This window comes from Coriobacteriaceae bacterium, assembly GCA_025992855.1.
Classification (GTDB): domain Bacteria; phylum Actinomycetota; class Coriobacteriia; order Coriobacteriales; family Coriobacteriaceae; genus Collinsella.
Genome location: DAJPGB010000001.1, coordinates 191,330 through 214,469, shown reverse-complemented (window position 1 = coordinate 214,469; position 23,140 = coordinate 191,330). Strand labels below are relative to the sequence as shown.

The 23,140-nt window shown below is 61.4% G+C and carries 8 protein-coding genes and 6 rRNA genes; all 14 read left to right on the top strand.

The features are described from left to right. Positions 1–42: 42 nt before the first annotated feature. The 14 genes from OIL88_00935 (at position 43) to OIL88_00870 (ending at position 23,032) form a co-directional block, all read left to right on the top strand. A 16S ribosomal RNA gene (locus tag OIL88_00935) occupies positions 43–1,550 on the top strand. A 397-nt stretch (positions 1,551–1,947) separates the two neighbouring features. Then, a 23S ribosomal RNA gene (locus tag OIL88_00930) occupies positions 1,948–4,921 on the top strand. A 145-nt stretch (positions 4,922–5,066) separates the two neighbouring features. Continuing rightward, positions 5,067–5,182 (top strand): 5S ribosomal RNA (gene rrf / locus OIL88_00925). A gap of 642 nt (positions 5,183–5,824) precedes the next feature. Next, a 16S ribosomal RNA gene (locus OIL88_00920) occupies positions 5,825–7,332 on the top strand. A 397-nt stretch (positions 7,333–7,729) separates the two neighbouring features. After that, positions 7,730–10,704, top strand: a 23S ribosomal RNA gene (locus OIL88_00915). A 145-nt stretch (positions 10,705–10,849) separates the two neighbouring features. Further along, positions 10,850–10,965 (top strand): 5S ribosomal RNA (rrf, locus tag OIL88_00910). Together the 16S, 23S and 5S rRNA genes form the textbook arrangement of a ribosomal RNA operon. A gap of 176 nt (positions 10,966–11,141) precedes the next feature. After that, positions 11,142–11,681, top strand: coding sequence for a holo-ACP synthase (acpS, locus tag OIL88_00905; GenBank protein ID HJI70950.1), 540 nt, complete (start codon positions 11,142–11,144; stop codon positions 11,679–11,681). Further along, a complete protein-coding gene (locus tag OIL88_00900) occupies positions 11,682–13,298 on the top strand; it encodes an NAD(P)H-hydrate dehydratase (protein ID HJI70949.1) in 1,617 nt (538 codons plus the stop codon). Positions 13,299–13,300: 2 nt separating this feature from the next. Next, entirely contained in the window at positions 13,301–14,446 is a 1,146-nt protein-coding gene (gene alr, locus OIL88_00895) for an alanine racemase (protein HJI70948.1), read from the top strand. Between the two features lie 8 nt (positions 14,447–14,454). Beyond that, positions 14,455–15,075 carry a uracil-DNA glycosylase gene (locus tag OIL88_00890; protein ID HJI70947.1) on the top strand — a complete coding sequence of 207 codons (621 nt, stop codon included), beginning with the start codon at positions 14,455–14,457 and terminating at the stop codon, positions 15,073–15,075. A gap of 12 nt (positions 15,076–15,087) precedes the next feature. Next, the gene (gene tsaE, locus OIL88_00885; protein HJI70946.1) at positions 15,088–15,594 is read left to right on the top strand and encodes a tRNA (adenosine(37)-N6)-threonylcarbamoyltransferase complex ATPase subunit type 1 TsaE; all 507 of its coding nucleotides are present in this window, start codon (positions 15,088–15,090) and stop codon (positions 15,592–15,594) included. Next, on the top strand, positions 15,581–17,965 hold the full coding sequence (gene tsaD / locus OIL88_00880) for a tRNA (adenosine(37)-N6)-threonylcarbamoyltransferase complex transferase subunit TsaD (protein ID HJI70945.1): 2,385 nt from the start codon (positions 15,581–15,583) through the stop codon (positions 17,963–17,965). The genes tsaE and tsaD overlap by 14 nt, the downstream gene beginning before the upstream one ends. An 810-nt stretch (positions 17,966–18,775) precedes the next feature. After that, entirely contained in the window at positions 18,776–20,665 is a 1,890-nt protein-coding gene (locus OIL88_00875) for a carbon starvation protein A (protein HJI70944.1), read from the top strand. A 183-nt stretch (positions 20,666–20,848) separates the two neighbouring features. Further along, positions 20,849–23,032 (top strand): hypothetical protein, encoded by a 2,184-nt coding sequence (locus OIL88_00870; GenBank protein ID HJI70943.1) that lies wholly within the window; start codon positions 20,849–20,851, stop codon positions 23,030–23,032. Positions 23,033–23,140 lie beyond the last annotated feature (108 nt).

Genomic DNA, 23,140 nt, shown 5'->3' with positions numbered 1-23,140 from the left:
TAATAGTTGTGAGGACCGGACGGGCTCGAAGCCCATATATTTTGGACGGAGAGTTCGATCCTGGCTCAGGATGAACGCTGGCGGCGCGCCTAACACATGCAAGTCGAACGGCACCCACCTCCGGGTGGAAGCGAGTGGCGAACGGCTGAGTAACACGTGGAGAACCTGCCCCCTCCCCCGGGATAGCCGCCCGAAAGGACGGGTAATACCGGATACCCCGGGGTGCCGCATGGCACCCCGGCTAAAGCCCCGACGGGAGGGGATGGCTCCGCGGCCCATCAGGTAGACGGCGGGGTGACGGCCCACCGTGCCGACAACGGGTAGCCGGGTTGAGAGACCGACCGGCCAGATTGGGACTGAGACACGGCCCAGACTCCTACGGGAGGCAGCAGTGGGGAATCTTGCGCAATGGGGGGAACCCTGACGCAGCGACGCCGCGTGCGGGACGGAGGCCTTCGGGTCGTAAACCGCTTTCAGCAGGGAAGAGTCAAGACTGTACCTGCAGAAGAAGCCCCGGCTAACTACGTGCCAGCAGCCGCGGTAATACGTAGGGGGCGAGCGTTATCCGGATTCATTGGGCGTAAAGCGCGCGTAGGCGGCCCGGCAGGCCGGGGGTCGAAGCGGGGGGCTCAACCCCCCGAAGCCCCCGGAACCTCCGCGGCTTGGGTCCGGTAGGGGAGGGTGGAACACCCGGTGTAGCGGTGGAATGCGCAGATATCGGGTGGAACACCGGTGGCGAAGGCGGCCCTCTGGGCCGAGACCGACGCTGAGGCGCGAAAGCTGGGGGAGCGAACAGGATTAGATACCCTGGTAGTCCCAGCCGTAAACGATGGACGCTAGGTGTGGGGGGACGATCCCCCCGTGCCGCAGCCAACGCATTAAGCGTCCCGCCTGGGGAGTACGGCCGCAAGGCTAAAACTCAAAGGAATTGACGGGGGCCCGCACAAGCAGCGGAGCATGTGGCTTAATTCGAAGCAACGCGAAGAACCTTACCAGGGCTTGACATATGGGTGAAGCGGGGGAGACCCCGTGGCCGAGAGGAGCCCATACAGGTGGTGCATGGCTGTCGTCAGCTCGTGTCGTGAGATGTTGGGTTAAGTCCCGCAACGAGCGCAACCCCCGCCGCGTGTTGCCATCGGGTGATGCCGGGAACCCACGCGGGACCGCCGCCGTCAAGGCGGAGGAGGGCGGGGACGACGTCAAGTCATCATGCCCCTTATGCCCTGGGCTGCACACGTGCTACAATGGCCGGTACAGAGGGATGCCACCCCGCGAGGGGGAGCGGATCCCGGAAAGCCGGCCCCAGTTCGGATTGGGGGCTGCAACCCGCCCCCATGAAGTCGGAGTTGCTAGTAATCGCGGATCAGCATGCCGCGGTGAATGCGTTCCCGGGCCTTGTACACACCGCCCGTCACACCACCCGAGTCGTCTGCACCCGAAGTCGCCGGCCCAACCTTTCGAGGGGGGAGGCGCCGAAGGTGTGGAGGGTGAGGGGGGTGAAGTCGTAACAAGGTAGCCGTACCGGAAGGTGCGGCTGGATCACCTCCTTTCTAGGGAGATACGTTCTTAGAGAGACAAACTTTAACTCGAATAGAGGGCAGGAGCCCGTCCGGTGGATGTCGCCCGCGATGAAGTCCCCGCAGCACCCGGTCCCCGGGGTCGCACCCGCGTACCTTGAGAGCCGCATAGCGATAGGAGAGAGATGGAAGATCATTCTTCCAGACTCGATTCTTTTCTGCGATTTATCAGACAGAATGATAGCAATCATTCATCCGATCCAAACAAGAAGAATTCACTTATAAATGAGTGAGGAGCATCTGATCGCGAGCACAGTCAACTACTGTGCCGCGGTATGAGATACCCGAATTGCGACATACGAGCGCTATTCATGATATCGATTAATTAATTTTAGCGACACGTGGATATCCCGCGGGCCCGAGAGCGGTCCCGCAAGATACCACGGGCGCACGGCGGATGCCTTGGCACAGGGAGCCGATGAAGGACGCGGCAAGCTGCGATAATCCCCGGCGAGGAGCACACATCCTTCGACCCGGGGGTCTCCGAATGGGCGAACCCATCCGTAGCAGTACGGATATCCCGACCCCGAACACATAGGGGCCGGGAGGACAACCCGGGGAACTGAAACATCTAAGTACCCGGAGGAGAGGAAATCAATCTCGAGACTCCCCGAGTAGCGGCGAGCGAAAGGGGACCGATGGCCAAACCGTCGAGCGGGCATACCCGGCAGGGGTTCCGCCGACGGGGTTGCAGGGCCGCGCATCCGGGGGCTGCCGCCCCCGGGCGCAGGTCCGGCTGGGGAGCGGAACGGCATGGGAGGGCCGGCCGCAGCGGGTGACAGCCCCGTACGCGAACCCAGACCGGACGGCGCGACGCGGTCCCTGAGTAGGGCCGGGCACGTGAAACCCGGTCCGAACCTGGGTGGACCACCATCCAAGCCTGAGTACTACCCTGTGACCGATAGCGCACCAGTACCGTGAGGGAAAGGTGAAAAGCACCCCGGGAGGGGAGTGAAACAGTACCTGAAACCGTGCGCCCACGAGCAGTCGGAGCAACTTTTCAGTTGTGACGGCGTGCCTTTTGTAGAATGAGCCAGCGAGTCGCTGGCGCGGGGCGAGGTTAACCGAAAGGGAGCCGGAGCGAAAGCGAGCCTTAACAGGGCGACTTGAGTCCCGCGCCGCGGACGCGAAGCCGGGTGAGCTATCCGTGGGCAGGCTGAAGCGGGGGTAAGACCCCGTGGAGGGCCGAACGCACGTCGGTTGAAAACGGCGGCGATGACCTGCGGATAGGGGTGAAAGGCCAATCAAACCCGGAGATATCTCGTTCTCCCCGAAATAGCTTTAGGGCTAGCGTCGCGCGTTCACCGCCGGAGGTAGAGCACCGGATGGACGAGGGGGCTTCGCCGCCTACCGAATCCAACCGAACTCCGAATGCCGGCGGCCCAGAGCGCGGCAGTCAGAGCATGTGGGCTAAGCTGTGTGCTCGAGAGGGAAACAGCCCGGACCGCCCGCTAAGGTCCCCAAGTTCCAGCCGAGTGGCAAAGGATGTGCGTCCGCCCAGACAACCAGGATGTTGGCTTAGAAGCAGCCATGCATTCAAAGAGTGCGTAACAGCTCACTGGTCGAGTGGACATGCGCCGACAATACACGGGGCTAAGCTGGACACCGAAGCGGCGGGATTTTGACTTTCAGAATCGGTAGGGGAGCTTCCCATGGGCGGCGAAGCCGCCGGGCGACCGGCGGTGGAGCGCATGGGAGTGAGAATGCTGGCATGAGTAGCGAGAGACGAGAGAGTAACTCGTCCGCCGTGAACCCGAGGTTTCCTGGGCAAGGCTAATCCTCCCAGGGTCAGTCGGGGGCTAAGGCGAGGCCGGGAGGCGTAGCCGACGCGCAGCAGGCAGACATTCCTGCACCGCGCACGCGGCGCTACGACCGACGGGGCGACGGATGGGGGTGGCTCGGCGGGGTTCTGGACGTCCCCGTGATGGAGCGCGGCCCGCGGACCAGGGAAATCCGGTCCGCACGAGGGCGAGGCTCCGGACGAAGCGATCAAGCGAAGCGAGTGAGCCCGAGGTCCCTAGAAAAACCCCTAGGCAGGCGCGTGCGCGCCCGTACCGCAAACCGACACAGGTGGGTGGGTAGAACATACCGAGGCGATCGGGTCAACCATGGTCAAGGAACTCGGCACAATGGCCCCGTAACTTCGGGAGAAGGGGTGCCCGCGCGTACGTGAACCGGCTTGCCCGGGGAGCGGAGGCGGGCCGCAGTGGAGAGGCCCAAGCGACTGTTTACCAAAAACACAGGACTCTGCAGAAGCCGCAAGGCGACGTATAGGGTCTGACGCCTGCCCGGTGCCGGAAGGTCACGCGGAGGAGTTAGCCGCAAGGCGAAGCCCCGAAGCCAAGCCCCGGTAAACGGCGGCCGTAACTATAACGGTCCTAAGGTAGCGAAATTCCTTGTCGGGTAAGTTCCGACCTGCACGAAAGGCGCAACGACTTGGGCGCTGTCTCGACCATGGACCCGGTGAAATTGCACTGGTCGTGAAGATGCGACTTACCCGCGGAAGGACGGAAAGACCCCGTGAACCTTCACTGCAGCTTGGCATTGGCCGCTGGTCCCGCGTGTAGAGGATAGGCAGGAGGCACAGATCCGGAGGCGCCAGCCCCCGGGGAGCCGCCCTTGGAATACTGCCCTCGCGCGACCGGCGTCCTAACCCGAGGCCGTCAACCGGCTCGGGGACCGTGCCAGGCGGGCAGTTTGACTGGGGCGGTCGCCTCCTAAAGGGTAACGGAGGCGCGCGAAGGTCCGCTCGGGACGGTCGGCAACCGTCCTTTTGAATGCAAGAGTACAAGCGGGCTTGACTGCGAGGCCCACAAGCCGAGCAGGTGCGAAAGCAGGCTCTAGTGATCCGGCGGCCCCGAGTGGGTGGGCCGTCGCTCAACGGATAAAAGGTACTCCGGGGATAACAGGCTGATCTTGCCCAAGAGTCCACATCGACGGCAAGGTTTGGCACCTCGATGTCGGCTCATCGCATCCTGGGGCTGGAGCAGGTCCCAAGGGTACGGCTGTTCGCCGTTTAAAGCGGTACGCGAGCTGGGTTCAGAACGTCGTGAGACAGTTCGGTCCCTATCCTCCGTGGGCGCAGGAGAATCGATGGAGGCTGCCCCCAGTACGAGAGGACCGGGGTGGACGCACCTCCGGTGAACCGGTTGTCGACCAACGGCACGGCCGGGTAGCCGCGTGCGGCGCGGATAACCGCTGAAGGCATCTAAGCGGGAAGCCGTTCCAGGGATTAGTTCTCCTTCCGGTAAGGGCCCAGGTAGACTACCTGGTCGATAGACGGCAGGTGCAAGGCTGGCGACAGCCTCAGCCGAGCCGCACTAATCGCCCGAGCTCTTCCGGAACCGCACCTCGCGGCCCGCGGGACTGAGCGCTCATGCGCGCGGTCCGGGCACGAGGATGCCCCCGAGTCACCTCTCCTATGCGCCATGCGGCCCCCAGGGCACGTGAGTAGACACCGGACACCGTAACGGTGGGCGCCGCCCACCGGTCAGCGGCCAGAGCATGGGGGGCACGCCCGGTCCCGTTCCGAACCCGGAAGCTAAGCCCCATCGCGCCGAGAGTACTGCGGGGTCAGCCCGTGGGAGGCCAGGGCGCCGCTGACCGGTGGACGGCACCGAGCCGTACGCTTGGATTGAAGAAGGGGGAGGCCTCGCGGCCTCCCCCTTTTTTGCATTACAGGAGAATCATGTAGCAATGGGGCCCTATCGTTGTTTGATAGGGCCCCCATTGCTATTTAAGTCGGTTGCTCAAAGCAATATCGCTTCTTGCATCCATGAGCATATGCCTCCCGTTGATTGGGGTATAAGACCAGTACGTCTACATCAGACAGCAAGATCACCGAGGTCATACGGTCTGTCTGGGAACTATGGCCACCTATAAGACCTTGGCTATTTTCAGGGCCTCATGATTCATTTGTGAACAAAATATGGAGTGCGCGATTCCCGCCCCGCAGGCCCCTCCGGTCTGGCAATATATCTCCTTGCCGCGCGGCCCGGTGGAACCGGATGAGCCGCGAAGGCGTGCACCTTGAGAACCGGATACTGCGAGGATGGACACACCAGATGTGTCGCATCCGGGCAGACATCGAACCATTTGAAATGGTCTAACTTGGATTTGTTTTTCGCAAGGCCGCCGAGAGGCGGCCCCGAGAAATTCCTTTTCCTATCAAATAGAACCATATGAATCGAACGGAACCGATCAGCTAATAGTTGTGAGGACCGGACGGGCTCGAAGCCCATATATTTTGGACGGAGAGTTCGATCCTGGCTCAGGATGAACGCTGGCGGCGCGCCTAACACATGCAAGTCGAACGGCACCCACCTCCGGGTGGAAGCGAGTGGCGAACGGCTGAGTAACACGTGGAGAACCTGCCCCCTCCCCCGGGATAGCCGCCCGAAAGGACGGGTAATACCGGATACCCCGGGGTGCCGCATGGCACCCCGGCTAAAGCCCCGACGGGAGGGGATGGCTCCGCGGCCCATCAGGTAGACGGCGGGGTGACGGCCCACCGTGCCGACAACGGGTAGCCGGGTTGAGAGACCGACCGGCCAGATTGGGACTGAGACACGGCCCAGACTCCTACGGGAGGCAGCAGTGGGGAATCTTGCGCAATGGGGGGAACCCTGACGCAGCGACGCCGCGTGCGGGACGGAGGCCTTCGGGTCGTAAACCGCTTTCAGCAGGGAAGAGTCAAGACTGTACCTGCAGAAGAAGCCCCGGCTAACTACGTGCCAGCAGCCGCGGTAATACGTAGGGGGCGAGCGTTATCCGGATTCATTGGGCGTAAAGCGCGCGTAGGCGGCCCGGCAGGCCGGGGGTCGAAGCGGGGGGCTCAACCCCCCGAAGCCCCCGGAACCTCCGCGGCTTGGGTCCGGTAGGGGAGGGTGGAACACCCGGTGTAGCGGTGGAATGCGCAGATATCGGGTGGAACACCGGTGGCGAAGGCGGCCCTCTGGGCCGAGACCGACGCTGAGGCGCGAAAGCTGGGGGAGCGAACAGGATTAGATACCCTGGTAGTCCCAGCCGTAAACGATGGACGCTAGGTGTGGGGGGACGATCCCCCCGTGCCGCAGCCAACGCATTAAGCGTCCCGCCTGGGGAGTACGGCCGCAAGGCTAAAACTCAAAGGAATTGACGGGGGCCCGCACAAGCAGCGGAGCATGTGGCTTAATTCGAAGCAACGCGAAGAACCTTACCAGGGCTTGACATATGGGTGAAGCGGGGGAGACCCCGTGGCCGAGAGGAGCCCATACAGGTGGTGCATGGCTGTCGTCAGCTCGTGTCGTGAGATGTTGGGTTAAGTCCCGCAACGAGCGCAACCCCCGCCGCGTGTTGCCATCGGGTGATGCCGGGAACCCACGCGGGACCGCCGCCGTCAAGGCGGAGGAGGGCGGGGACGACGTCAAGTCATCATGCCCCTTATGCCCTGGGCTGCACACGTGCTACAATGGCCGGTACAGAGGGATGCCACCCCGCGAGGGGGAGCGGATCCCGGAAAGCCGGCCCCAGTTCGGATTGGGGGCTGCAACCCGCCCCCATGAAGTCGGAGTTGCTAGTAATCGCGGATCAGCATGCCGCGGTGAATGCGTTCCCGGGCCTTGTACACACCGCCCGTCACACCACCCGAGTCGTCTGCACCCGAAGTCGCCGGCCCAACCTTTCGAGGGGGGAGGCGCCGAAGGTGTGGAGGGTGAGGGGGGTGAAGTCGTAACAAGGTAGCCGTACCGGAAGGTGCGGCTGGATCACCTCCTTTCTAGGGAGATACGTTCTTAGAGAGACAAACTTTAACTCGAATAGAGGGCAGGAGCCCGTCCGGTGGATGTCGCCCGCGATGAAGTCCCCGCAGCACCCGGTCCCCGGGGTCGCACCCGCGTACCTTGAGAGCCGCATAGCGATAGGAGAGAGATGGAAGATCATTCTTCCAGACTCGATTCTTTTCTGCGATTTATCAGACAGAATGATAGCAATCATTCATCCGATCCAAACAAGAAGAATTCACTTATAAATGAGTGAGGAGCATCTGATCGCGAGCACAGTCAACTACTGTGCCGCGGTATGAGATACCCGAATTGCGACATACGAGCGCTATTCATGATATCGATTAATTAATTTTAGCGACACGTGGATATCCCGCGGGCCCGAGAGCGGTCCCGCAAGATACCACGGGCGCACGGCGGATGCCTTGGCACAGGGAGCCGATGAAGGACGCGGCAAGCTGCGATAATCCCCGGCGAGGAGCACACATCCTTCGACCCGGGGGTCTCCGAATGGGCGAACCCATCCGTAGCAGTACGGATATCCCGACCCCGAACACATAGGGGCCGGGAGGACAACCCGGGGAACTGAAACATCTAAGTACCCGGAGGAGAGGAAATCAATCTCGAGACTCCCCGAGTAGCGGCGAGCGAAAGGGGACCGATGGCCAAACCGTCGAGCGGGCATACCCGGCAGGGGTTCCGCCGACGGGGTTGCAGGGCCGCGCATCCGGGGGCTGCCGCCCCCGGGCGCAGGTCCGGCTGGGGAGCGGAACGGCATGGGAGGGCCGGCCGCAGCGGGTGACAGCCCCGTACGCGAACCCAGACCGGACGGCGCGACGCGGTCCCTGAGTAGGGCCGGGCACGTGAAACCCGGTCCGAACCTGGGTGGACCACCATCCAAGCCTGAGTACTACCCTGTGACCGATAGCGCACCAGTACCGTGAGGGAAAGGTGAAAAGCACCCCGGGAGGGGAGTGAAACAGTACCTGAAACCGTGCGCCCACGAGCAGTCGGAGCAACTTTTCAGTTGTGACGGCGTGCCTTTTGTAGAATGAGCCAGCGAGTCGCTGGCGCGGGGCGAGGTTAACCGAAAGGGAGCCGGAGCGAAAGCGAGCCTTAACAGGGCGACTTGAGTCCCGCGCCGCGGACGCGAAGCCGGGTGAGCTATCCGTGGGCAGGCTGAAGCGGGGGTAAGACCCCGTGGAGGGCCGAACGCACGTCGGTTGAAAACGGCGGCGATGACCTGCGGATAGGGGTGAAAGGCCAATCAAACCCGGAGATATCTCGTTCTCCCCGAAATAGCTTTAGGGCTAGCGTCGCGCGTTCACCGCCGGAGGTAGAGCACCGGATGGACGAGGGGGCTTCGCCGCCTACCGAATCCAACCGAACTCCGAATGCCGGCGGCCCAGAGCGCGGCAGTCAGAGCATGTGGGCTAAGCTGTGTGCTCGAGAGGGAAACAGCCCGGACCGCCCGCTAAGGTCCCCAAGTTCCAGCCGAGTGGCAAAGGATGTGCGTCCGCCCAGACAACCAGGATGTTGGCTTAGAAGCAGCCATGCATTCAAAGAGTGCGTAACAGCTCACTGGTCGAGTGGACATGCGCCGACAATACACGGGGCTAAGCTGGACACCGAAGCGGCGGGATTTTAATTCATTAGAATCGGTAGGGGAGCTTCCCATGGGCGGCGAAGCCGCCGGGCGACCGGCGGTGGAGCGCATGGGAGTGAGAATGCTGGCATGAGTAGCGAGAGACGAGAGAGTAACTCGTCCGCCGTGAACCCGAGGTTTCCTGGGCAAGGCTAATCCTCCCAGGGTCAGTCGGGGGCTAAGGCGAGGCCGGGAGGCGTAGCCGACGCGCAGCAGGCAGACATTCCTGCACCGCGCACGCGGCGCTACGACCGACGGGGCGACGGATGGGGGTGGCTCGGCGGGGTTCTGGACGTCCCCGTGATGGAGCGCGGCCCGCGGACCAGGGAAATCCGGTCCGCACGAGGGCGAGGCTCCGGACGAAGCGATCAAGCGAAGCGAGTGAGCCCGAGGTCCCTAGAAAAACCCCTAGGCAGGCGCGTGCGCGCCCGTACCGCAAACCGACACAGGTGGGTGGGTAGAACATACCGAGGCGATCGGGTCAACCATGGTCAAGGAACTCGGCACAATGGCCCCGTAACTTCGGGAGAAGGGGTGCCCGCGCGTACGTGAACGGACTTGCTCCGGGAGCGGAGGCGGGCCGCAGTGGAGAGGCCCAAGCGACTGTTTACCAAAAACACAGGACTCTGCAGAAGCCGCAAGGCGACGTATAGGGTCTGACGCCTGCCCGGTGCCGGAAGGTCACGCGGAGGAGTTAGCCGCAAGGCGAAGCCCCGAAGCCAAGCCCCGGTAAACGGCGGCCGTAACTATAACGGTCCTAAGGTAGCGAAATTCCTTGTCGGGTAAGTTCCGACCTGCACGAAAGGCGCAACGACTTGGGCGCTGTCTCGACCATGGACCCGGTGAAATTGCACTGGTCGTGAAGATGCGACTTACCCGCGGAAGGACGGAAAGACCCCGTGAACCTTCACTGCAGCTTGGCATTGGCCGCTGGTCCCGCGTGTAGAGGATAGGCAGGAGGCACAGATCCGGAGGCGCCAGCCCCCGGGGAGCCGCCCTTGGAATACTGCCCTCGCGCGACCGGCGTCCTAACCCGAGGCCGTCAACCGGCTCGGGGACCGTGCCAGGCGGGCAGTTTGACTGGGGCGGTCGCCTCCTAAAGGGTAACGGAGGCGCGCGAAGGTCCGCTCGGGACGGTCGGCAACCGTCCTTTTGAATGCAAGAGTACAAGCGGGCTTGACTGCGAGGCCCACAAGCCGAGCAGGTGCGAAAGCAGGCTCTAGTGATCCGGCGGCCCCGAGTGGGTGGGCCGTCGCTCAACGGATAAAAGGTACTCCGGGGATAACAGGCTGATCTTGCCCAAGAGTCCACATCGACGGCAAGGTTTGGCACCTCGATGTCGGCTCATCGCATCCTGGGGCTGGAGCAGGTCCCAAGGGTACGGCTGTTCGCCGTTTAAAGCGGTACGCGAGCTGGGTTCAGAACGTCGTGAGACAGTTCGGTCCCTATCCTCCGTGGGCGCAGGAGAATCGATGGAGGCTGCCCCCAGTACGAGAGGACCGGGGTGGACGCACCTCCGGTGAACCGGTTGTCGACCAACGGCACGGCCGGGTAGCCGCGTGCGGCGCGGATAACCGCTGAAGGCATCTAAGCGGGAAGCCGTTCCAGGGATTAGTTCTCCTTCCGGTAAGGGCCCAGGTAGACTACCTGGTCGATAGACGGCAGGTGCAAGGCTGGCGACAGCCTCAGCCGAGCCGCACTAATCGCCCGAGCTCTTCCGGAACCGCACCTCGCGGCCCGCGGGACTGAGCGCTCATGCGCGCGGTCCGGGCACGAGGATGCCCCCGAGTCACCTCTCCTATGCGCCATGCGGCCCCCAGGGCACGTGAGTAGACACCGGACACCGTAACGGTGGGCGCCGCCCACCGGTCAGCGGCCAGAGCATGGGGGGCACGCCCGGTCCCGTTCCGAACCCGGAAGCTAAGCCCCATCGCGCCGAGAGTACTGCGGGGTCAGCCCGTGGGAGGCCAGGGCGCCGCTGACCGGTGGACGGCACCGAGCCGTACGCTTGGATTGAAGAAGGGGGAGGCCTCGCGGCCTCCCCCTTTTTTGCGTTTATGGGCTTCTATCTCACATAGTCGCTGTGTTTTATGACCCTCGTTTGTCGCATCTTCTGTGAACGGGCTACAATAACTGAGTCTGTGCAATATGGAGGTGAACATGGCTGAAGCTGGTATCGGCGTTGACATCGTCGAGATTTCCCGCATGAAATCAATTCTTGAAAAGACGCCGTCGTTTGCTCGGCGTGTGTTTACCGAAGAAGAGTGCGCGTATTGCGATGCCTCTTCGCGTCCTGCCGCTCACTATGCCAGCCGCTTTGCTTCGCGCGAGGCGGTGCTAAAGGCTCTCGGAACGGGATTTAGCCAAGGTGTTGGCCGCAAGGATGTTTCGGTTACGCGCGATAAGCTCGGAAAACCGAAAGCTTTACTTTCCGGTCGCGCGCTCGAGATTGCTCAAGAGCTGGGTGTTGTTGAGGTCGCTCTTTCCATTACGCTTACTGGAGACTTGGCCGTTGCAAATGCCATCGCGATTACCGAAGATGCTCGGCCAAAGCCTAAAGAGGAGAAAGTGAGCACCATGGAGCGCGTCGCGCAGACATTCAAAGAGGCTCGTTCTGTTTTGGATGAGCTTGAGCAGCTGCAGAATTCAGCTTTGTCGGAGCACCTGGGCGATGCTTCGCAAGATACGCTAGGAGCATAGATGAAACCGGTTTTAAGTACCGAGGAAGTCGTTCGTCTCGAGGATATTATCGAACGCGAAGGGACTTCGAAGGCCGAGCTTATGGAGCTAGCGGGTGAGTTTGCCGCTAACGAGGTCTTGAAGCTCAATCCCGATCGGGTTCTCGTTTTGGTCGGTTTTGGTAATAATGGCGGCGACGGTTGGGTTGCCGCCGATATCCTGAGCCATAAGGGTGTGGACGTGGATATCGTCTCCCCAGTTGAGCCCGATGAGATTCCCGCCGCGCTAGCTCGCCACGTTGCTCGTCGTACTGCCGGCCGTGACGTGCACGTGTGCGTTGGCCCTTCGCGTGACGAGCTCGAAGTGTTGATTGATAAGGCCGATGTCGTTGTCGACGCTATTTTTGGCACCGGTTTCCACGGGAATCTGCGTGCGCCTTTCTCCATTTGGATCCCTACGGTCAACGAATGCGCCGATTGCGTCGTGTCTATCGATGTCCCCTCGGGCCTGAATGCCGAGACTGGCGCGGTTGATGACGATTGCATTCGTGCCGAGCGTACGGTAACGATGATTGCCCCTAAGATTGGTTTGTATAGTGCCGATGGTCCTGAGTACGCTGGTGATTTGGTCTGCGGTAATCTTTACGATCGTCTTGACGAGGTTATCGATGATGTGGACCATGCGGCCGAGATCGTTGAGCCTGGCGACTTGGTCGATTACTTCGCTCCGCTGCCAACGAATATCGATAAGTATTCCCGTGGCTCTGTGCTCATTGTTGCCGGCTCTGCGCAGTACCCTGGTGCCGCCATTATGGCAGCCAAGTCTGCTGCCCGTGCTGGTGCCGGTTATGTGGCGGTCGCAACGCCAGATGCCTGTGCTAACCTTATTCGCATGGCGCTTCCTTCGATTCCCGTCTTTGCTATCCCGTCCGATTCCCGCGGTTCCTTTGGTGCTGCTGCGCGCATGACGGTGTGCGAGATTGCAAAGAAGTACAGCTGCGTGCTGTGCGGCCCCGGTATGACGACGTCTGCTGGCGCTATGCAGGTAGTCTCGGGCCTGCTTGAGCTTGATGTACCGCTCATCTTGGACGCCGATGCGCTCAACTGCCTCTCTAAGATTGCCATTGACGGTATCGATAGCAATCCCGAGATGTATCGTCGTGAGCAGCCTCTCGTCATGACGCCGCACTATCGCGAGCTTTCGCGTCTTGTGGCCGGTGACGAGGTCAACGATCTGGGGACTGCAATCGCGGCCGCGCAGAAGGTTGTCTGGGCTGCCGGCTCCGATAATCTCGTGGTTATCGCTAAGGGGCCGACGACGGCTATCTGCGGTGTCGAGCGTGTGCTGCTCCCGCTCTCGGGTCCGGCTTCGCTGGCGACTGCCGGTTCGGGCGATGTTCTTGCGGGCATTTTGGCTGGCACGCTGGCCACCATGCGCGACGAGATGGATCGTTGGGAACTGCTATATTCGTACGCCGTCGCGCTCCACAGCTACGCTGGTTTTGCCGCAGCGACGGAGTACGGTGAGAAGAGCGTTATTGCGACCGATCTGATTGACTTGATCGGCCCCGCCATGGAGTTGGCGGCAAAGGATGCGCTCGAAGATCTGGGAATCATGGACGAAGGGTCGGATGACTAATCATGAATAAGGCCGATTTGACGCGCTGGTCCTGGGTTGAGATCGACCGCGGGGCACTTCGCCGTAACACGAGGGCTTACAAGAACCTGCTCGACCCGCGTCAGCGTCTGTGCTGTGTGGTCAAGGCCGATGCCTATGGCCATGGTGCTGTAGAGTGCGCCAAAATCATGTACTCTGCCGGAGCAGACATGTTTGCTGTGGCGACGGTCAATGAGGGCGTTGAGCTGCGTCAGGGTGGAATTACCAAGCCCGTTCTGATCTTGAGCGAGCCGCCTATCGAGGCAATCCCCACGTTGCTCGAGTTCGACATCATGCCTTCGGTCTATACGTCCGATTTTGCGCTGGCCTATGGCGAATGCGCTGTTGCGGCCGGCAAGGTGGGCAAGTACCATCTGGCTATCGAGACGGGCATGAATCGCATTGGCGTTCACTATACGCAGGTGCTCGACTTTGTACGCGGTATTAGTTTCCATCGCGGCATCCAATGCGATGGCGTCTTTACTCACTTTGCAACGGCCGATGAGCCGACCGGTTGGGACTATAAACTGCAGTGTCAGCGTTTTACCGAGGCCGTTCAGGCGATAAAGGACGCTGGCTTTGAGTGCGGCATCGTGCATTGCGCCAATACGCCGTCCTCAATGCTCGATTCCTCGATGCATTTTGATATGATTCGCGCCGGCATCGGTCTATATGGCCTGCAGCCGTGTGAGTTGAGCGGTCGTGTGATGCAGCTCGATCCCGTCATGGGCGTTCACGCGCGCGTGACACGCGTGGCGCATCCTGCGATGGGCGAGGGCGTGGGTTACGGTTTTACCTATCGCGTACCTCGCACGCGCGTCCAGATTTGCACGTTGCCGATCGGATACGCAGACGGTCTTTCGCGTACGCTTTCCAACCGCATGGATGTGCTATATCGCGGCGAGCGCGTTCGCCAGGTGGGCAATATCTGTATGGACCAATTTATGGTTGCCATTCAGTCCAACCCGGCGCACGAGATTCCCGAGGCCGAGTACGGCGACGAGATGATTATTGTCGGCCGCGACGGCGATGCCGAGATTACCATGGACGAGATGGCGCGCCTGCGTGGCACGATTAACTACGAGGTCGCCTGCGGCTTTGGCATGCGTCTCGACAAGGTCTACGTGTAGGAGCCGCCATGGGCGTCATGCACATCCCCGGCCATAGCCATCAGGCGCCGCGCGAGGTCGCGCTCGAGGAGATCGAGGCGGTTTTAGGCGATTGCCGCCTGTGCCAGCTTTATCAATCGCGCCATAACATCGTTTTTGGCGTGGGAAATCCCCATGCCCGTGTGATGTTTATCGGTGAGGCGCCGGGCCGCAACGAGGATTTGCAGGGCGAACCTTTTGTGGGGGCGGCAGGCGAGGACCTCAACGGCATTCTGTCTTTGGCGGGCCTTAAGCGCGAAGACGTTTATATCGCCAACGTGCTTAAGTGTCGCCCGCCGGGAAATCGCAATCCTCGTCCCGAGGAAGTTCTGGCCTGCTCCCCGTTTTTGCGTGAGCAGATTCGAAGCATTTGGCCCGATATCATCGTGACGCTCGGCAATCCCGCGACGCACTTTGTGCTCAAGACCGAGATCGGCATTACCAAACTGCGCGGCAGGTTCCATCAGATGGGGCACTTTGTGGTGATGCCCACGTTCCATCCGGCGGCGGCGCTGCGCAACCCGGCATGGCAGGAGCTGCTGGAGGAAGACTTTAAGATGCTGGGCGACTACCTGGAGCGACATCCCGCGCCAGAGAGCGCCTCGAACTAATAAGGAGCGCATATGTCCCTGGAGCGCCTGGGGGTAGGTACTTTCAAAACGACTTGCACCGCCGATACGGAGCATTTTGGCGAGCTGGTCGCACCGTGCCTGGAAGATGGCGATGTTTTGATTTTGACCGGCGGCCTGGGGGTGGGCAAAACACACTTTACCAAGGGTGTCTCACGCGGTCTGGGCGACGGGCATATGGTTACAAGCCCTACGTTTGCGCTCATGGCCGTTCACGACCAAGGTCGTATTCCGCTGTTCCACTTTGACCTGTACCGCCTGGAGCATGCCTACGAGCTCGAGGATACAGGCATTTTCGATGTGCTGGGCTACGAGGGTGCTTGCCTGCTGGAATGGGGCGAACAATTCCAGGACGAGCTGACGGATGAGTATCTTTCGGTAACGCTCAAACGTGATGAGGACGATAGCGATGTGCGAACGATAACGCTCGAGGCGCACGGCGAGCGCGCAACGGAGCTTTCCGATTTGATTGATAAGGCTGTACAAGATGAGCTTGCTTAACGATAACGCGCTGGTTGTGGCGCTCGATACCTCGACCGACATGCTTGCCTGCGCGGCAAGTTGGACCGATGCGCAGACGGGCGAGGCGAAGCTGGCGAGTGGCGACCATCTGTGCCGCCGCCACGCTAACGTGGAACTCGTGAATACCGTTGATGGCGTGCTGGCACAGGCCGGTTTGGATCGCAGCGATGTCGGCTGCTATGTGGTCGGTCGTGGTCCGGGCTCGTTTACGGGCGTGCGCATTGGCATCTCTACCGCAAAAGGCCTGGCGCGCGGTGCCAACGTGCCGCTGCTGGGCGTATCGACGCTCGATGCCTGCGCATGGACGGCGTGGAAGGCTGGAGTGCGCGGCAAGCTCGGTATTCTTGCCGATGCCATGCGCGGCGAGGTGTACCCGGCGTTGTATGTGTTGAACGATGAGGGCCCTGAGCGACTGTTTGAGCGCGAGCGCGTGGCTAAGGCCGCCGTGGCGCTCGACGAGTGGCGCCAGGCCGCCGATTGGGATCAGGTTAAGCTGACTGGCGACGGTTTGGTGCGCTATGGCAAGCTGCTGGACGAGGACGAGACCGCCCGCTGCGTAGAGCGCGCCTTGTGGTGGCCTTCGGGTGAGGGCCTGCTCCTTGCGCATGCCGCAGGTGACGGCGATCCGGCCCGCGTCCTACCGATCTATACGCGTCTTTCGGATGCCGAGGAAAACGAGCGTAAGCGTCTCGGTCTTGCCGAGAGTGCGCAGAGTGAAATTACGGGCGTTGCTGATGAGCTCGCCGGTCGCCATCTGCAGCTCCGTCCCATGGGTGCAGCGGATGCCGAGGGCGCAAGCGCGCTAGAGGCTGCCTGCTTTGAAGGTGCTGGACACGAGGCGTGGACTCCGGGCATGTTCCTGTCCGAGCTGGGCGAGGATGTCGCGGCGCCGCGCAGCTGGTGGGTTGCGCACGACGACGGTCAGCTGTTAGGTCTTGCCGGCGGCATGGTCGTGGATGGTGACGTGCAAATTATGGACGTTGCCGTCGATCCGACGCATCGCCGTGAGGGTATTGCCCGTAAGCTGCTGTCGCATGTGAGCTATGACGCCCAGATGCTTGGCTGCACGACGGCATCGCTCGAGGTCGAGGACGGCAACGAGGGTGCGATCGCACTCTATGCCGCCCTGGGCTTTACCGAGGCGGGCCGCCGCCGCGGGTACTACGGTGCCGGCAAAGATGCCATCGTCATGACGGCTCCGCTGCCTCTGGTGCTTCCGGTCGACAATGCTTCGCCCGAGCCGACGGCAGCTGAGCAGCGCGTATGGCCGCTGCCCGCACCCGAGCGCACCGTTGAGGAGCGTGCCGAAATTGAGCGCCGTCGCCTCGTGCTTGCCATCGAGAGCTCCTGCGATGAGACGGCCGTGGCGATTATCGACGCGGACGGCAACATGCTTGCCAACCAGGTATCGACGCAGATCGATTTCCATGCCCGTTTTGGTGGCGTGGTGCCCGAGATTGCCTCACGCAAGCACGTTGAGGTTATCGTGAGTGTCGTGGACGCGGCGCTCGAGGATGCCGCGGCATCGCTTGGTCTTGAGGGCGGAGCGATTGCCCCCAGCGAGCTAGCCGCCGTGGGTGTGACGCAGGGTCCGGGCCTGGTGGGTGCCCTCGTGGTGGGCGTCGCCTTTGCCAAGGGCTTTGCCTATGCTGCCGGCAAGCCGCTCGTGTGCGTCAACCATCTGGAGGGCCACCTGTTCGCCAACCTTCTGGCGCAGCCCGACCTCAAGCCGCCGTTTATCTTTACGCTCGTCTCGGGTGGCCACACCATGCTTGTCCACGTAAAGGCGTGGGGTGACTACGAGGTGCTCGGCGAGACGCTCGACGACGCCGTGGGCGAGGCCTTCGACAAGGTTGCCAAGGCGTTGGGCCTGGGCTATCCCGGTGGCCCCATCATTTCCAAGCTGGCCGAGACGGGCAATCCCAAGGCGATTGACTTCCCCCGTGCGCTTAACAGCAGGGGAGACTATCGCTTCTCGCTCTCGGGTCTAAAGACGGCCGTGACGCTCTACATTGAGCAGGAGACCAAGGCTGGGCGTACGATTCATCTGCCCGACCTGGCGGCTTCGTTTGAGGCGGCGGTCTTTGACGTGCAGTACAAGAAGGCCAAGAACGCGCTGCATGCTACCGGGTGCAAGGAGTACTGCATCGGCGGCGGCGTTTCGGCCAACCCGCATCTGCGCGAGATGATGATCAAAAAGCTCGGACGCCAGGGCATCCGTGTGACGGTACCGCCTCTCTCGGCATGCACCGACAACGCCGCCATGATCGCGGAGGTCGCCCGTCGCAAATTCGACCGAGGAGAAATCTCGCCGTTCGACGTCGACGCCGATCCGAATATGACGCTGTAACTGGTAAGGCTCGGTCCCCGGTCGGAGGGGCCGGATATAAGGTTTCCTGCTCTACAGTCCTGCGCAAGACGAAGGCCACATTAAGTGGCCTTCTTTGCGTGCGGAACTCGCGATAAACCTTATATCCGGCCCCTCCGACCGGGGACCTTTCTGTATCGATATAGCTTCTGAGCTGGAGCGGTGTCGACAACGTCCAGCAAAGTTAACCTGCCAGCGTCGAATTCACGCCGTTCTTTAGCTGGAAGAAAAGATGGCGTGCGGAGCTTTGCTCCGCACATTTGGGATGGGAGTCCCTGCGCGCTGCGGGGGCCGGGCGGCATATATGAACTTTATCGCGAGTTCCGCACGCAAAGGAAAGCACTTAATGTGCTTTCCGTCTTGCGCAGGACTGCAGAGCAGGAAAGTTCATATATGCCGCCCGGCCCCCGCAGCGCGCAGGGACATCTCTCATGCAAAAACTGTCGCAGGATAAAGTCCGAGGTCAGTGGCGTTTTATACCGAGAATTTCAAAAAAAGTTGAAAATTCATTACAAATTTGCGTTGACTTTAGGTAACTAAAGTTTCATACTCCTTTTCATCCACTGGGGGATGTGAACACGCACGGATCGTTCGCATCATGATTGAAGAGGATTTCTTAGACATGTTCACGCATCAGCTAAACATTATCAGCGTAGTAATTATCTGATGCGGGTTAGCACATACAGCTAGCCCGTACGATAACGGGCGGCTGATGATAATGAGGGCCGTCGAGCGCAACCGACGGCCCTCATTTTTTATGTCTGGGAAGTTCTTTTTAGAGGAGGAAATGTAATGAACGGAGTTTTGCTCATGGTTGTGGCCGCGGCGGTGCTCGCCTGCGGCTATCTGGGCTACGGCCGCTGGCTGGCCAACAAGTGGGGCGTTGACAAAGAGGCCCTCACGCCGGCCAAGCGCATGAAGGACGGCAAGAGCTTCTCGCCCGTCTCCGCCTTCACCGCGTTCTCGCACCAGTTCAGCTCGATCTGTGGTGCTGGCCCTGTCACGGGTACGATCGTCGCCATGGCCTTTGGCTGGCTGCCCGTCGTGCTCTGGGTCCTCGTTGGCGGCATCTTCTTCGGCGCCGTCCACGACTTCGGCGCCCTGTACGCCTCGATGAAGAACAACGGCAAGTCGCTCGCTCAGCTCATCGAGAAGTACATCGGCAAGACCGGCCGTCGCCTGTTCCTGCTGTTCTGCTGGCTGTTCTGCATCATCGTCATCGCTGCCTTCACCGACATGGTCTGCAAGACGTTCATGTTCACCCCGGCCGTTGACGCTTCTGGCGCTGCTACCGGTGCCGTCGACTTCACCAAGTCCTATGCCGCCGGCTGCGCTGGTACCATCTCCATCCTGTTCACCTTCGTCGCTATCGCCTTCGGTTGGGCCCAGAAGAAGTTCAACCTCACCGGTGCTGCCGAGTTCGTCACCGGCGTGGTCCTCATGGTTCTCATGTTCGCCGTCGGCATGCAGTTCCCGGTCTACCTGGACAAGTTCCAGTGGTTCGCCGTCGTTATGGTCTACCTGGTCTTCGCTGGCGCTATGCCCATCCAGATGCTCAAGACCCCGCGTGACTACCTCACCTCGATCATGATGATCGTCATGATCGTCTGCGCTGTCCTCGGCATCGTCGTCCTGGGTGTTAACGGCCAGGCTACGATGACTGCTCCGGTCTTCACCGGCTTCTCCACTGCCTCCGGCATGATGTTCCCGGTCCTGTTTGTCTCCGTTGCTTGCGGCGCTCTCTCCGGTTTCCACAGCCTCGTTTCTTCCGGTACCTCCTCTAAGCAGGTCGAGAAGGAGCAGGACGCCGTCAAGGTTGGCTACGGCGCCATGATCGTCGAGTCCTTCGTCGGCATCCTCGCCATCATCGTCGCCGGCATCATGTTCTCCGACATGAACACCGCCGGTACCGGTGCCCTCAACGCCGGTGTCGCTTCCACGCCGTTCCAGATCTTCGCCGCTGGCATCTCCCGCGGCATGCAGGCCTTCGGCGTTGACGGCACGCTCGCTACCGTCTTCATGACCATGAACGTTTCCGCTCTGGCCCTGACCTCGCTCGATGCCGTCGCCCGCATCGCCCGCACTTCCTTCTCCGAGTTCTTTGCCCAGACCAACGACGCACTGGCCATCGAGTCCAAGGCCGGCTACATGAAGGTCCTCGGTAACCCCTGGTTCGCCACGGTCGTCACCCTGCTTCCCGGTCTCGCCCTCGCCTTTGGCGGCTATGCCAACATCTGGCCGCTCTTTGGTGCTTCCAACCAGCTGCTCGGCGGTATGACCATGATCACCCTCGCTGTGTTCTGCAAGTGCACTGGCCGCAAGGGCTGGATGCTCTACGTGCCCGTCGCCTTCCTGCTCTGCTGCACCTTCACCTCGCTGGTCCAGAGCGCCATGGGCTGCATGACCGCCGTCCAGGCCTACGGTTTCTTTGGCACCATCCCGGCTACCGCCACCACGGCCGCCGTCTCCGTCGCCGCCACCAAGGGCCTGCAGCTCGTCTTCGCCGTCCTGCTGATGGTCCTGGGCCTCATCGTTGCCGTCAACTGCCTCAAGGAGTTCTTCGGCAAAGAGGCTGGCTCTATGCCCGACGAGGAGCCCGAGTGGTCCGAGATGGGCAAGGCCGAGTATGGCCGCGCCGCTGCCGCCGAGGCTCCTGCCGACGCCGAGGCCGCCAAGGCCTAGTCGATCGGACGGATAGAATCCTCCATCTATATGACTCGGAAAGACCGGGTCCGCAATCAAGCGGACCCGGTCTTTTTTCTTGTGAGAACAGGTGGTGCAAGGGCGTTCTCGCAGATGTTTTGCGTGGATAGGCTCGTGCGTTGTACCATATAGACGTATATGTGTGCATATGAAAGGGGCCCCGTGGCCAAGACGGTATATTCCGATAATCAAAACAATGTCGACGCTCTGGCTGAGCGCCTGAGCAGCCAGACGTCGCTTTCTGCTGAGCGTGCCAAGCTGGTTGCCTACGATCTGCTTTGTCGCAAGGCGCTCAAGATTAAGTCGAGTGCGCTGGCGCAGATTTTCCGCTCCGTCGATAAGGAATGCGACACCAAGGCGATGCGCGATGAGCTTATCGAGGCAAATATCGTGACCAAGATCGAGGGTAGCGGCATTAACGGGCGCCCGGCGTTCTATACCATCAATGCTGAGATCCGCGATGCCCAGGAGCAGCCTGCCGAGGTCGCTGAAGAGGCTTCCGTCGATGATTCTGTTGAGATGCCCGCTGTGGAGGAAGTTGCTCCGCGTGAGCATGTCGATACTGACGAGCTGCTCGATGAGCATGTCGTGCGCGCCTTCACCGCCAAGGCGGGGCGAGGCGGCTTTGGCGGAGGCGGCAAGCGCGATGCGCAGCGCCGTGCCCAGCAGGAGCGTTTCCGTCGTGCCGTGGCTCAAAAGGACGGGGCCGATGTCGAGGCTGTTGAGAACGAGCCTGTCGCCGAGCCGCAGGAGTCTGTGAAAGAGCAAAAGTCCGCTGAGCCTCGGGAGCCCAAGCATCGTCGCGGTGCGCACTTTAAGGCCGAGCAGCAGGATGCCGCGCGCGAAGTCGAAAAGCCTGTCGAGACCGTGGATGCGGCTGACGAGCCGGCCAAGAAGACCTCGGGCTCGTGTCGTCCCGGTCGTGGCTTTGTGGGTCGTGCGTATCCCGTAAAGCGTCAGGAAAAGGTCGATCAGGTTCCGGAGACACGCGCCGAGAAGGCCGAGAGGCCTGCCGAGCCGGAAGTTCGTGAACAGAAGCCTGCTGAGCAGCAGGCTGCGTCCGATGCTGAGGTTCAGGGCCAGCAACCTGCGAGCGAGCAGACGGGGGAGGGCACTTCGAGCAAGCCTCGCCGTCGTCGTCATCGTGGCGGTCGCGGCTCAAATGTCCAGACCGCTGCCGAACAGGGAGCGACGCGCGACGAAGATGCGAAGGCGGACACTCCGGTGGAGCAGCCCAGGCGTCTGTCGGCGAAGGAGGGCAAGCCTGAGCGCTCGCAAAAGCAGGCGTCTACGCCGAAGCGCGAGCGCGGTGCTCAAGGCGACTCCAAGCGCAAGTCTCAGAAGAAGCCCGAGTTTGCCGCGGCAGATGCTGCTGCTCGGCAGGCCGAGACGACTGCTCACGGCGAGGTTTCGGCATTTGCCCTTGCCCGCGTTTTGGGCAGGCAGCTGCTCAAAGTTGTCCCTACGCCTACGGCGCTCTCTAAGATCAAGGAGCAGCAGACTCAAATTGTTAAGGTCGAGGGCAAGGACGGCAAAAAGGCGCCGCAGCGCACTCAGCACAACGAGATGTCCAACCGCAAGATTGCCGAGGAAATCACAATCATCCAGGCTTGGATCGAGCAAAACCGAGGTGCCGATACGCCGGTTGCCTCGCGCCGCCAGCGTGCCTACCAGATTTTTAACGACGAGAAGGCTTTTGACGGCAAGCACGGTGAGCGCCTGATAAGGCGCATGACCGAAAAGGGCATCAGCATGCAGGCGATCAAGGTCGCCCCCAACCGCCCCGTGCACTTTACGGGTTTCTTTACGCTGGGCGCCGATAAGCCGTTCATTATGGTCGAGAACCTGGACACCTACGACGAGATCGTCAGGCTGCTGCGTGGCCGCAAGCACGCCAGGCTCTTTGGCATCAAGGTGGGCGGCGTGATTTTTGGCGGCGGATGCAAGGCGAGCGTCTCGCATGCCCTGGACGATTATCTGGCCGAGATCGGCTATCGCTTTAACTACGTCTACTACGTGGGCGATATCGACCGCGAGGGCGCGCGCATCGTCGAGCAGGCTCGCAATGCCAATGTGGTTGAGATTCGCCTGCATGCCGGTATGTACCGCGCCATGCTCGCCGAGCATAAGCGTCGCGTGAAGGCCGGCGGCGAGTGCGAGCGCGCGGCTGCCAACCAGGGCGTGCCGCAGAACTTGGCGGCGACGATCAAGGATCTGCCCATGGTCACGCGCGTGCAGTTCCGCAATGTGCTACGTGAAGGCGGGCGCATTCCGCAGGAGATTCTGATGACCGCCGACTATCGGGATGGCGACTCGGGAAGCTTCGACCGCATGCTGAACAGCTAAATTCCGCCGTTCTACCGAACGGCGGTCTTCTTGACGCTGCGAGGGACCCTGGTATGGCAATCTGACGTTCAACTTCGGCGGCGCGACCAGAAGGTCAGCGCCGCCTTG

Excerpts from the sequence above, each read along its gene's own strand:
- OIL88_00875 (HJI70944.1), top strand. The coding sequence starts at position 18,776 with ATGAACGGAGTTTTGCTCATGGTTGTGGCCGCGGCGGTGCTCGCCTGC.
- OIL88_00890 (HJI70947.1), top strand. The coding sequence starts at position 14,455 with ATGGGCGTCATGCACATCCCCGGCCATAGCCATCAGGCGCCGCGCGAG.
- tsaD (HJI70945.1), top strand. The coding sequence starts at position 15,581 with ATGAGCTTGCTTAACGATAACGCGCTGGTTGTGGCGCTCGATACCTCG.
- OIL88_00900 (HJI70949.1), top strand. The coding sequence starts at position 11,682 with ATGAAACCGGTTTTAAGTACCGAGGAAGTCGTTCGTCTCGAGGATATT.
- acpS (HJI70950.1), top strand. The coding sequence starts at position 11,142 with ATGGCTGAAGCTGGTATCGGCGTTGACATCGTCGAGATTTCCCGCATG.
- tsaE (HJI70946.1), top strand. The coding sequence starts at position 15,088 with ATGTCCCTGGAGCGCCTGGGGGTAGGTACTTTCAAAACGACTTGCACC.
- alr (HJI70948.1), top strand. The coding sequence starts at position 13,301 with ATGAATAAGGCCGATTTGACGCGCTGGTCCTGGGTTGAGATCGACCGC.